The following is a 13,025-nucleotide window of genomic DNA, read 5'->3' as shown; positions in this document are numbered from 1 at the left end:
TTCACTTAGCATCAATTCACTAAAAACTCAGGCACTATTAACAAAATAGCAAAAGCCATCTTTTATTCCGCATAGGTTATTTAAGTAAACTTAATACCCTAAATCCAGCAATTCTTTTTCGCTATAAACACCACCTGATTTTGGTTTTACATCTCGCAATGCTTTTATTTGCTCAACGTCTATTCCTTTTGATCCTTCGGAAAAGGTACTATGTAAATAGCTAATAATATTTTTAATATCACGATCGGTAAACGCAGGGTTATTAGCAAGTCCGGGCATTGTTCCGTTTAATTCATACAATGTTCCATTAACATGTACAGGTCCTGCCAAACCATGCAACAATACCAATGCCAACCTTTTAGTTGAGCCTCTTACATATTCTGAATTTTCTAATGGCGGTGCTAAACCATCAACACCTTCACCATTAAACCCATGGCAAGTTGCACAGAAGTTTCTAAATATTTTATATCCAAACGTGTTAGACATCGCTGGCTTAACCTCCGTATTTTTCGCCTTATTACTTTGCTTGTTTAAAATGGTTTTATCTAAAACAACACTTAACACGTTTTCAGAAACCATACTTTTTTCTTCATCTAAAAATATTTTGTACGCTTCCTCTACACCTCTTAAACTACTAATAAGACTCTGCTGATAGATAATATTTTCGGCATATCGATTTGAAAGTTCAAAAAGAATTGGAAATATCTGCCCCGTTGAAACTTGTGCCCAACCGCCTAAAGTGCTTAAAATATACAAATCTAATTCAGCATCATCCCTTTTAACTAACCCCGCTATGAGCGGTAGTACGGAAACCAAATTACTTTCACTGGCATAATTTTCCAACAACACTAATGTATGATTTAGAACTTCCGTCTCACTTTCCGAAGATAAAAGCACTTCCAATGTATTAAAATCAAGTTGCCCCAAACCGTTTAAAGTATGCAAAGCATGTATTTGAGCGATAGCATTTTGTGTATCTAAAGCTACATGTTCCAAAAGCGAAACTGCCTTATTATCACCTTTAAAAACTAATAATTGTTGCGCCCTATCGCGTAACCAACCATTTTTACTGCCTAGTAAACCTACCAATTCTGAAGTTGATAATTTTTCAACATTAATAATATCCTTCGGTGAGTTTTCATTTTTTACCACACGTAATATACGCCCCATACCAACAATGGTATCTAAAGCTTTTTTGGCGTATTGATTTTTTAAATAAGCGGTTAAAAACACTTTATCCTGAAGAATACCACGATGCATATCCACGATATACATATTACCATCAGGACCATTATTCAAATTTACCGGACGAAAACCTTCATCTGTGGAGGCCAAAAATTCGGTTTCAGCAATGGCTTGTGTAGCGCTTACTATTTCATCTTCAAAAGTTAAAATATTTCGTTTTACCACATTGGCTTCGGGCGCACAAACAAAGGCATTTTCTCTATATTGAGCACCAAAATTATTACCTGTGTAAATTAAAGGACCGCATGCGGATGTGACATTAACCAATAAACTATCCTTATCTAAAACACCATTTACATAGCCTCGGTTAACTGAAGTGGGATGCAACGGATACACGCGTTGATCGACTGTTAACCGCTTGTTTAAAGCTGCTCCACCTTTAAAATACGGATTTTTATCGGTAACATTTGGCAACACATAGTCTCCCATTAATTGCACTGAATTGGTATTATAGTACAACCTACCAAAATTATCTTTTGTGATACCCCACTGCCCCCTAAAAGCAGTTTGTTCTTTTTTCCATTTTCCGTTTTTTCGTTGGTATCTGTATTTAGATTTTGCATTATAAATCCAATTATCTAAATGCATCATTAAACCATTTGGCTGATGTTCTACATTACCACCATAGGCGTAAGCAGAATCGACTAAAACTTTATTAAGAGGCTTATCATCTTCAATATCCACAAACCAAAGATTTGGTGGTTCTGCATACAATAAACCGCCATAAACATGAGAAATAGCGCGCGGTAATACCAAACTGTCTAAAAATATTTTGGAATGATCGGCAACCCCATCATGGTCTGAATCTTCCATTATAGAAATTACACCATTGGGCATTTCATCACCAATGCCTTTTAAATTTCGCATATACCCCTTCATCTCAACAACCCACATACGCCCTTGATTATCATAATCCATAGCCACTGGCGCTTCAATAAAAGGCTCTGAAACAGCGACTTCTAAATGAAACCCATCTTCTATTTGATAGGAATCTAGTGAGATTTCAGGCTCCTCATACGATACTTTTTTACAGCCAATAATAAAAATTAATAGAATGAGATTTAATACTAAAGTTTTACTTGAAGCGATTTGAGTTATAAAGGAACGCGTTTGAAATGCCATTAATTATTAGTTTTCAGGGAGTTTTAAAGTACATTTTTATGCCCTTTATGTTGTTTTTATAATCATAAAATTACAACAATTTTGAAAAGTAGAAAACTAGTAAAATCATAAAGGTTTCAGAAATTTCAATTATTCAAAAGAAACTTGAATAAACTAAAAAAACCTCTTGATTTCTCAAAAGGTTTTTAGTCGGGGTGGCAGGATTCGAACCTGCGGCCTCCACGTCCCAAACGTGGCGCGATAACCGGGCTACGCTACACCCCGAATATGATTATCTCTAACCGGGTGCAAATATACATTTTTCTATAATATAGACACTATTTTTTTTAGTAATTTTAAAAAAAATTATCTTTAGTTTACAAAGCAGTCAAACAACACCTGTTTTTCATGCTTAAACCAAATCAACTGTATATAGCTAAACCCTACAATGAAAACTTATAAATCTTTTATTTTCAACAAAATAACCATCATTGTAATTTTATTTTTCAGCTATACCTCTGGAAATGCGCAGCAAATTATCACTGGGCGAATTCTTGAAAAAGAAAATGGTACAGCACTTCAATTCGTCACTATTACAAATCATGAAAACAAAATAGTTTCAACTTCTAATCATTTAGGATATTTTAAAATATCGAATTCTGGTGTGTACCGCGTTTCAAAAACGGGCTATCAAACCAAAACGGTAGATTTAAAATCCGACAACGTTATAATTCAACTGGAATTAAATCCTGATCGATTAAACGAAGTGATTGTGAACGCCTATCAATTGCCTTTAGAACTAAAAAAAGCAAATACCACTATCGATATTATTTCATCTAAAAATTTAGAGCGCAGTAATACCACCTCACCTATTCAAGTACTGAATCGCGTTCCAGGAGTTTTTATGCAATCGGGCGCATTAAACACAAACAAAATTTCAATACGAGGTATTGGTTCTCGAAATTTATACGGGACATCTAAAATACGTGCTTATTTTCAAGATATCCCGTTAACGTCTGGTAATGGAGAAACTACCATTGAAGATTTTGAACTCAGTGCTTTATCCCGATTTGAAATTATAAAAGGTGCCGGTTCTAGCATTTATGGCGCTGGGCTAGGTGGCACCATACATTTAACGCCAGAGCATGCTTACCTCAATCAAACTTCAGCTGAAACAGATATCACAATAGGTTCTTTTGGTTTAGTAAAAAGTGTTTTAAACGTCAACCACGGAACAGATAAAAACAGCTATAAACTAATCTACAGCAACACGGAAAGCGATGGTTACCGCGATAATAATGCATACAACAGGCAAACATTCACGATAAACACCAATCATTATTTAAGCCAAAAAGATGACCTATCTATTATAGCCAGTTATGTGGACTTGAACGCTTTTATCCCGAGTTCCTTAAATGAAGATGCGTATAATAACAATCCGAAATCTGCCGCCTTTACATGGGCACAGGCCCAAGGGTATGAAGATGCACAACGTGGTATATTTGGAGCATCATGGAATCACCAATATCACGACAACCTAAAACAAACTACCAGTATTTTTACATCTTTTAAAAAGGCTTATGAACCGAGACCTTTTGATATTCTAACCGAAAACACATGGGCTTACGGATTAAGAAGTCGTTTTTTAGGACGATGGAAAAAATTTAATTACACACTAGGTGGCGAATTCTTTAAGGACCGCTACATATCCAAAAACTACGAAAATTTATATCAAGAAGCTCCCGAAGGATCCGGCAGTATTGAAGGTGATAAATTTTCCGATTTCAAAGAAAACAGAACCTATTACAATCTCTTTTTTGAAAGCAACTATCAAGCTTCAGAAAAAACAATGCTGTCTTTTGGGTTAAACCTAAACAAGACCGCATACACTTTATCAGACCGTTTTATTTCAGATGAAAATCCCGACCAATCTGGCGACTATAGTTTTAAAGCCATACTGTCTCCTAAATTTGGAATATCGCATCAATTATCAAAACACATCAGTTTATATTCTAATATTAGCCATGGTTTTTCTCCACCTTCAACTCAAGAAACCTTGCTTCCTGATGGTTTAGTAAATACGGATATAAAACCAGAAACAGGTTGGAATTTCGAACTAGGAACACGAAGTGCTTTTTATAATAATCGCTTACAATTTAACCTCGCTTTATACAGATTAGATGTGCGAAACCTTTTAGTCGCTAGACGAACGGGTAACGACCAATTTATAGGCGTTAATGCAGGCCGAACGCTACACAATGGATTAGAAACCGTTATAAAATATCAATGGCTAACATCTAAAAAAATATCGCTAAACCAATACATCACGTACTCCTTAAACCATTTTGAATTTAAAGATTTTGAAGCTGATGGAAATAATTTTTCGGGCAACAAACTAACTGGTGTGCCATCTAACCTATTAAACACAGGTTTAGATTTAGATACTGCGTTCGGTCTTTATGCCACCGTAAATTACCAATATGTAGGGCGCATACCAATAACAGATGCCAACACACTATTTTCCGATCGCTACAGTTTAACCAACATAAAACTGGGTTTTAAGCACAACTTAAGTAACAACCTAAATTTGAATATCCATTTTGGTTTGGATAATGTTTTTAATACGCATTACGCCTCACAAATACTCATTAATGCCACAGGTTTTGGTGGTGCCGCGCCAAGATATTATTATCCAGGGCAACCATTAAATTATTACGCTGGAGTTAACTTAAGTTATAAGTTTTAACTAAATTTATAAAAAAAACGAAAAAATGAAACAATTTCACATACTATACACCATACTCGCCCTTTCGTTAAGTGCTTGTGCGCAACAAAGCGAATCTAAAATAAAAGCCGAACCGCCCGTGGCTTTAAATTACACTACAGAAGTTGTTGTTCCCGATTTAAATATTCCTTGGGGCATGGTTTTTCTACCAGATGGTAGCATGCTAATTACAGAAAAAGCAGGCGAACTTATTCATTTTAAAAACGGAACAAAAACAAATATTTCAGGCTTACCAGAAGTGTATCTTCGTGGTCAAGGTGGTTTATTAGATATTGAAATTCATCCCGATTATGCACACAATGGTTGGATTTATATAACATACGCTTCCGCGGAAGGTGAAGGCGATGGTGGTAATACCGCCCTTATGCGTGGCAAATTAAAAAATAACGCCTTTGTTGAAAAACAACTGTTATATAAAGCCGGACCAAACACGAAAAAAGGACAACATTTTGGTTCTAGAATTGAATTTGATAACGATGGTTACCTTTATTTCTCTATTGGTGAACGTGGTAATCGTGACGAAAACCCACAAGATATTACACGCGACTGTGGTAAAATATACCGACTTAACGACGACGGTAGTATACCTACAGACAATCCGTTTGTAAACACACCAAATGCTAAAACAGCCATTTATAGCTACGGACATCGCAATCCACAAGGCATGGCAATCCATCCGGAAACTGGAGCCATTTGGGTTAATGAACATGGACCAAAAGGTGGCGATGAAATTAATATTATAACAAAAGGCAAAAATTACGGTTGGCCCGTAATCTCGTATGGTGTAAATTATAGTGGTACGGCCTTTACAGAAATTACCGAAAAAGAAGGCATGGAACAGCCGTTATTTTATTGGGTGCCTTCTATCGCGCCAAGTGGTATGACCTTTGTTACTTCAGATAAATATCCAGATTGGAAAAATAATATATTAGTTGGCTCTCTAAAATTTCAATATTTAGAGCGTTTAGTGCTCGAGAATAACAAAGTTGTAAAACGCGAAGAATTGTTTAAAGATATTGGCCGTGTACGTAACGTTATTCAAGGACCAGATGGTTATATTTATGTAGCCGCAGAAGGCACTGGCATTGTTAAAATTATTCCGAATAAATAAAATTTAAATTATGAAATTAATTGCATGTTGCTTTTTAATTTGCTGTTCGCTATACAGCATAATTCCGACTAAACCGAATTATACACAAACCGACCCACTAAAAGAAAGTATTGTTCGTGGTCGTGAAATCTATAACGATTTTTGCATGTCTTGCCATTTACCTAGCGGAAAAGGTGTAGAAAAAGTGTATCCGCCATTGGCAAAATCTGATTATTTACAAACAGAACGTATTGCGAGTATAAAAGCTATAAAATTTGGACTCACAGGACGCATTGTTGTAAACGATAAAATATACAACGGCACCATGATGCCATTAGGTTTAAGTGATGATGAGGTGGCCGATGTTATGAATTACATTACCAATGCTTGGGGCAATAAAAACGACAAAATAATTACGGAAGACGAAGTTGCAAAAATTAAAAAATAAAGATTACTTAAACCTTTACAATTAATTAACTTTGCAAAAAAACAAAAACACATGCTAATTATAGGAATTGCAGGCGGTACAGGCTGCGGAAAAACAACGGTTGTTAATCAAATTCTACACGAATTGCCAGAGGGTGAAGTGGGTATCATCTCGCAAGATTCTTATTATAACGACAACTCACACTTATCTTACAACGAGCGTGGTAATATAAATTTCGATCATCCAAGATCTATCGATTTCGATTTATTAGCAACACATTTAAAAGCATTAAAAAAGGGAAAAAACATACACCAACCCGTATATTCTTTTGTAAAACATAATAGAACAGGCGATACTATTTTAACACACCCGAGAAAAGTAATGATTGTTGAAGGTATATTAATACTAACAAACCCGGAGCTTCGTGATATGTTTGATATTAAAATATTTGTACATGCCGATACCGACGAGCGTTTAATTAGACGTTTAAAACGTGACATTAGCGAGCGTGGCCGTGATATAAATGAGGTTTTAACGCGTTACCAAACTACGCTAAAACCCATGCACGATCAATTTATCGAGCCTATGAAAGAATATGCAGATATTATTATACCAAACAATAAATACAATACGGTTGCAGTAAATATTGTGCGTACTATTATTAACGACAGACTCTAAATGGCGAAATTCAATAAAAATACAAGTAAATATTTAAAACCTTTCAAAAATTGGTTTATCTTGATATTTACTGGTTTCCTGATTTGGATGATTTTTTTCGATGCGAACTCTTGGGTTATTCATCACGAATTAAACTCGGATATTGAAGCTCTAGAAAATGAAAAAGAGTATTATCAACGAGAAATTGAAAACGATAATAAAGCCATTAAAAAGTTAAGCTCGGAAGATGGCTTAGAGAAATTTGCTCGAGAAGAATACTTCATGAAACGAGAAAATGAAGACATTTACATTATTGAATATGAAGATAGCTTAAAAGTAAAACAAGATGATTAAAGGTTTGTTTGATGGTTTCGATTCGGTTTCAACTAAACAGTGGAAACAAAAAATTCAGTTCGATTTAAATGGAGCTGATTTTAACGATACCCTTATCTGGAACTCAAACGAAGATATTGCCGTAAAACCATTTTATAACGCAGACGACTTAAAAAAGCACACACCTTCAACCTCTAATATTTCCCCTTGGAGAATTGGGCAAACTATATTTGTTGCCCATACTGAAAAATCGAATTTAAAAGCTGTAGATGCCATTAAACGCGGAGCAGAACATATTCATTTCATTATTCCTTCCGAAGAAAATATTTCAATAGAACATTTAATTAAAAACATTGATACCGATAGTATTTCTATTCATTTAGAATTACAATTTTTATCAGTAGGTTTCATAAAAAGTATACACACCCTTCCGGGGAAAAAGAACATTAGTATTGCCGTTGATATTATCGGGAACCTTTCAAAAACAGGGAATTGGTTTAATAACCTAACCGATGATTTCTCGAAGTTTGAAACCAGTTTTCAGTCTTCTCAATCCATTAGCATCAATACTAGTCTGTATCAAAATGCAGGCGCAAATATGGTTCAGCAATTGGCCTACACCCTAGCCCATGCCAATGAATATCTCAATCATTTAAAACTAAACCCAGAGTCTTCAGCATCTATTCAAACGATTTTCACAGTTTCGGTAGGTTCTAATTACTTCTTCGAGATTGCAAAACTGAGAGCGCTTAGGATACTTTGGAGCACGTTAGCTTCAGAATACCAAATTAACACCGATTGCTATATTAGTGCAGTTCCAACAAAACGCAATAAAACACTATACGATTACAACACCAATATGCTGCGCACAACCACCGAGTGTATGAGTGCGATTTTAGGTGGCGCAAATAATGTATGTAATTTACCTTACGACGCCATTTACCATAAAGACAACGAGTTTGGCGAACGTATTGCCAGAAACCAACTGCTTATTTTAAAGTATGAAAGCGCTTTTGACAAAGTAAATAATGCTGCCGATGGTGCGTATTACATAGAATCGCTAACCGAGCAATTAGCAGAAAAAGCATTAGAATTATTTAAAGATATTGAACGTAATGGCGGATTTTTAAATCAGTTAAAGTCAGGCACCATTCAACGTAAAATAAAAGAAAACGCAACCAAAGAACAAGAGCAATTTAATAGTGGTGAACGTATTTTATTAGGCACAAATAAACACAGTAACCCAAACGATAAAATGGCAGAACAATTGGAGATTTATCCTTTTGTAAAAATTAACAAAAGAAAAACTTTAATTGTTCCCATTATAGAAAAACGAATAGCAGAACAAATAGAACAAACCAGATTAAAAAATGAAAAACAAAATGAAATCGACAATTAACTTTATTTTATTTTTAGGAGCTTTAACTGTAGTAAGCTGTAAAAAAGAAAACACGTTTAACGATTACAAATTTTCAGAAAAAGGCAGCGTTATTACGTGCAATAACCAAAACACAGCCTTAATAAACGAAGCCTTATTTAGCTTTGAAGCCGATATTGCAGTATTTTATGCACAAAACGGACAAGAGAATGTACCTAATGCCTATGGGCAGTTTCTTAGAGCGGCAAGTATTAACCGTATTAAATACGAAGACATAGTTTCGCCACATACCGTAAAAGTTTTTGAAGCTTTAAAACATGTAAACGATCTTTGGGATGCTAACAACCCAGATAGTCATTTAAACTATAAAGGCGACTTACTAGAATGTATTTCGAGCAACCTAAAAGACAAAAAACTAAAAACAACTTATGATGCTCTAGTTGCCACTAATAGCATGAAACCAGAATTATTTGGAACGCCATTAGCTAGAAATTACAGAGCAGCAGCATCGGATAAAAATCTAGCAGCTTATATTGCTTTAGACTTATATTACGCTAAACTTTTTGGTATCGATTTATCGAATGTAAAAGAAAAAACTGTTGTTGAACAAAAAGTAGATTTTAATAAAAGACCAACAAAATAAGCATATACCTTGAGAAAAAATCTTCAACATATCACTTTAAAGGCAAAAACTGAAGGCGCTAATTTGGATGTCGATAAACAAGAACCGTTTATCACTTCCGAAGGTATTCCGTTTAAACCTACTTATTCTAAAGTAGATCTTGAAGACTTAGAACATCTCGATTTTGCTGCAGGAATTCCACCGTATTTACGTGGCCCATACAGCACCATGTATGCTAAAAGACCTTGGACCATTAGGCAATATGCAGGTTTTTCTACAGCCGAAGACAGTAATGCATTTTACAAACGTAATTTAAAAGCTGGACAAAAAGGACTTTCAGTAGCTTTTGATTTAGCTACACATCGTGGTTACGATTCTGATCACGAACGCGTCGTCGGTGATGTTGGAAAAGCAGGTGTTGCCATAGATTCGGTGGAAGATATGAAAATACTTTTCGACCAAATTCCGCTCGATAAAATTTCGGTTTCTATGACCATGAATGGCGCTGTTTTACCCATTATGGCCTTTTATATTGTGGCTGCAGAAGAACAAGGCGTAACACCAAACTTGCTTGCAGGCACTATCCAAAACGATATTTTAAAGGAGTTTATGGTGCGTAACACCTATATCTATCCTCCAAAACCATCGATGCAGATTATTTCGGATATTTTTGAATATTCGAGCAAGCACATGCCTAAATTTAATAGTATTAGCATTTCCGGCTACCACATGCAAGAAGCTGGTGCTACCTGCGATATTGAACTGGCTTACACTTTAGCCGATGGTTTAGAATACATTAGAAAAGGTCTAGATGCAGGCTTAGATATTGATACGTTTGCACCGAGATTATCCTTTTTTTGGGGAATTGGTATGAATCATTTTATGGAAATTGCTAAAATGCGTGCCGCTCGTATGTTGTGGGCCAAATTAGTAAAGCAATTCAATCCTAAAAATCCAAAATCATTATCATTACGTACACATTGTCAAACATCAGGTTGGAGTTTAACCGAACAAGACCCGTTTAACAATGTCGCTAGAACAACTATTGAAGCTACCGCTGCAGTATTTGGAGGTACGCAAAGTTTGCACACCAATGCTTTAGATGAAGCTATTGCGCTACCAACCGATTTCTCGGCACGTATTGCAAGAAACACGCAAATCTATTTACAAGCAGAAACACAAATTACAAAAACGGTAGACCCTTGGGCTGGCAGTTATTTTATTGAAAAGTTAACCGCCGATATCACAGAAAAAGCATGGACTTTAATTGAAGAAGTTGAAGCGCTTGGCGGCATGACAAAAGCCATTGAAGCGGGAATACCTAAACTTAGAATAGAAGAAGCTGCTGCTAGAAAACAAGCTAAAATAGATTCTAACCAAGATATTATTGTTGGTGTAAACCAATATGTTTTAGAGGAAGAAGCTCCAATTTCTACGCTAGAAGTCGATAATGAATCGGTTAGAAATTCTCAAATTGAACGCTTAAATACTATAAAGTCGAGCAGAAATTCTGAAAAAGTAAAAATAGCTTTAGAAAATTTATCTGAAGCGGCACGTACAGGAGAAAATAATTTATTAGCTTTAGCTATTGAAGCTGCAAGAGAACGTGCAACTTTAGGTGAAATTAGTGATGCCCTAGAAGTTCAATTCGGACGCTATAGAGCACAAACCAAATCTTTTTCTGGTGTGTATAGTAAAGCAATAAAAGACGATAAATCCTTTAAGAAAGCTCAAGAATTAGCCGATATTTTTGCTGAGCAAGATGGAAGACGCCCAAGAATTATGATTGCCAAAATGGGGCAAGATGGTCATGATCGTGGTGCTAAAGTTATAGCAACTAGTTATGCCGATATTGGTTTTGATGTTGATATTGGTCCGTTATTTCAAACACCCGCAGAAGTTGCTAAACAAGCCGTTGAAAACGATGTACACATTTTAGGTGTATCTTCTTTAGCTGCCGGACATAAAACCTTAGTACCACAAGTTATTGAAGCTTTAAAAAACTATAATCGTGACGACATTATGGTTATTGTTGGGGGTGTAATACCGAAACAAGATTATCAATTTTTATTTGATGCTGGTGCAATTGCTGTTTTTGGCCCAGGAACAAAAATTAGCGAAACAGCAATAAGAATTTTGGAGATTTTAATTGATTAAAATTTAACCTAAAAACTTCAATAACATGATTGCAAATACTATTGATGAGGTTATTGAACAATTAGAATACATCATTCAAGATTCTATTGTAGAAGAAAGCACACTTGGTTATTTTGCGGCTCTATACCAAAAAGTAACGATTACCGTAAAAAACAAATTAGGTACAAATTATTTCGATGATGATATACGCATGGAGAAATTAGATGTCATTTTCGCAAATCGCTATCTAACCGCTTATGCCAATTACAAAGAAGGCAAACCTATTTCTAAATCTTGGTTATCGGCCTTTACAACGGCAACACAATGGCGCCCAATAGTATTGCAGCATTTACTTTTAGGAATGAATGCACATATTAATTTAGACCTTGGTATCGCTGCAGCAGAAATAACAAATCCAAATACAATCAGTGATTTACAGGCCGATTTCAATAAAATTAACACCATTTTAAGTGCACTAGTTACTGAGGTTCTAGACGATTTGTCTCAAATTTGGCCCACACTAATAAAAATATTAAAATTCACGAATAAGGTGGACGATTTTTTAATAAACTTTAGCATGACTGTAGCTAGAGATGGCGCTTGGACATTTGCCAATGCTTTAGTAAACCAACCTAATGTGTTTTCCAAAGATCAGGCTATACTGCAACGCGACTTAGACATTACTGAGTTTTCAAAAACCATTACAAATCATAAATTCACAGTAAAAATGATACTTTTGGCCGCGAGAATTGGCGAACGTGGAAATGTTTCTGATAAAATTAAAACACTACTATAAATAAAGCATAAAAAAAGAACGACTAGCGTTCTTTATTCTTTAACATCTTTAAATACATGTTTTCTACTTTTGTACGTGCCCATGGCATTCTGCGCAAAAATTTTAAACTAGATTTCACAGATGGATTATCGGTAAAGCATTTTATTTTAATATTATAGCCCATATACTCCCAACCATAATGCTCTACCAAATCGTTTATAATTTGCTCTAACTTTATACCATGTAACGGGTTATTTGGTTGCGATTCCATCTACTAATGCTTTTATTTTAACTGCTTTTTCAAAATGATCCAGTTTATGGGTTTCAATCCACCAAGTAGCGGCTTCCATTAACAACTCCGGGTTATCATTCTTATTTTTAAAAAATGCATAAAAGGAAACTCCAACGGAGCCTCCTTTTGCTGCTATTTTTTTATCGCAAACTTCAATAATTTTATCTTTTAAAACCTGCTTCAT

At 35.2% G+C, this 13,025-nt stretch carries 12 protein-coding genes and 1 tRNA gene; 9 read left to right on the top strand and 4 right to left on the bottom strand.

Features of this window, described 5'->3' with window-relative positions; translation table 11 throughout:
- Window positions 1–90 precede the first annotated feature (90 nt).
- Window positions 91–2,367, bottom strand: a complete 2,277-nt coding sequence (locus DFQ06_RS15350; protein ID WP_133968659.1) for a DUF7133 domain-containing protein — start codon at window positions 2,365–2,367, stop codon at window positions 91–93.
- 189 nt (window positions 2,368–2,556) lie between these two features.
- Window positions 2,557–2,631 (bottom strand) — tRNA-Pro (locus DFQ06_RS15345).
- A 163-nt stretch (window positions 2,632–2,794) separates the two neighbouring features.
- On the opposite strand from DFQ06_RS15345, the gene DFQ06_RS15340 reads away from it, so the two are divergent.
- The 9 genes from DFQ06_RS15340 to DFQ06_RS15300 are packed head-to-tail and all read left to right on the top strand — an operon-like array spanning window position 2,795 to window position 12,570.
- The gene (locus DFQ06_RS15340) at window positions 2,795–5,092 is read left to right on the top strand and encodes a TonB-dependent receptor domain-containing protein (RefSeq protein WP_133968657.1); all 2,298 of its coding nucleotides are present in this window, start codon (window positions 2,795–2,797) and stop codon (window positions 5,090–5,092) included.
- 25 nt (window positions 5,093–5,117) lie between these two features.
- On the top strand, window positions 5,118–6,242 hold the full coding sequence (locus DFQ06_RS15335) for a PQQ-dependent sugar dehydrogenase (protein ID WP_133968655.1): 1,125 nt from the start codon (window positions 5,118–5,120) through the stop codon (window positions 6,240–6,242).
- A gap of 10 nt (window positions 6,243–6,252) precedes the next feature.
- On the top strand, window positions 6,253–6,669 hold the full coding sequence (locus DFQ06_RS15330) for a c-type cytochrome (RefSeq protein WP_162857680.1): 417 nt from the start codon (window positions 6,253–6,255) through the stop codon (window positions 6,667–6,669).
- 51 nt (window positions 6,670–6,720) lie between these two features.
- A complete protein-coding gene (udk, locus tag DFQ06_RS15325; RefSeq protein ID WP_042497892.1) occupies window positions 6,721–7,326 on the top strand; it encodes a uridine kinase in 606 nt (201 codons plus the stop codon).
- Window positions 7,327–7,659 (top strand): FtsB family cell division protein, encoded by a 333-nt coding sequence (locus tag DFQ06_RS15320; protein ID WP_042497887.1) that lies wholly within the window; start codon window positions 7,327–7,329, stop codon window positions 7,657–7,659. It abuts the gene before it with no gap.
- Window positions 7,652–9,037 (top strand): methylmalonyl-CoA mutase subunit beta, encoded by a 1,386-nt coding sequence (locus tag DFQ06_RS15315; protein WP_133968653.1) that lies wholly within the window; start codon window positions 7,652–7,654, stop codon window positions 9,035–9,037. The genes DFQ06_RS15320 and DFQ06_RS15315 overlap by 8 nt, the downstream gene beginning before the upstream one ends.
- Window positions 9,021–9,659, top strand: coding sequence for a hypothetical protein (locus DFQ06_RS15310; protein ID WP_133968651.1), 639 nt, complete (start codon window positions 9,021–9,023; stop codon window positions 9,657–9,659). Before DFQ06_RS15315 ends, DFQ06_RS15310 begins: the two co-directional genes overlap by 17 nt.
- A gap of 9 nt (window positions 9,660–9,668) precedes the next feature.
- Window positions 9,669–11,795, top strand: coding sequence for a methylmalonyl-CoA mutase (gene scpA / locus DFQ06_RS15305; protein WP_074938477.1), 2,127 nt, complete (start codon window positions 9,669–9,671; stop codon window positions 11,793–11,795).
- A 25-nt stretch (window positions 11,796–11,820) separates the two neighbouring features.
- Entirely contained in the window at window positions 11,821–12,570 is a 750-nt protein-coding gene (locus DFQ06_RS15300; protein WP_042497881.1) for a DUF5995 family protein, read from the top strand.
- A gap of 22 nt (window positions 12,571–12,592) precedes the next feature.
- Here DFQ06_RS15300 and DFQ06_RS15295 read toward each other — a convergent pair whose 3' ends face one another.
- Together DFQ06_RS15295 and DFQ06_RS15290 are read right to left on the bottom strand one after the other, a co-directional pair.
- Window positions 12,593–12,820, bottom strand: coding sequence for a VF530 family protein (locus DFQ06_RS15295; RefSeq protein ID WP_042497878.1), 228 nt, complete (start codon window positions 12,818–12,820; stop codon window positions 12,593–12,595).
- Window positions 12,801–13,025: a DUF6500 family protein gene (locus DFQ06_RS15290; RefSeq protein WP_133968649.1), complete on the bottom strand. Its 225-nt coding sequence runs from the start codon at window positions 13,023–13,025 to the stop codon at window positions 12,801–12,803. Before DFQ06_RS15290 ends, DFQ06_RS15295 begins: the two co-directional genes overlap by 20 nt.

Source organism: Algibacter lectus, from assembly GCF_004368925.1.
GTDB classification, from domain to species: Bacteria; Bacteroidota; Bacteroidia; order Flavobacteriales; family Flavobacteriaceae; genus Algibacter; species Algibacter lectus.
The sequence above is the reverse complement of the archived record's forward strand: the minus strand, read 5'-3'. Positions and strand labels throughout refer to the sequence as shown.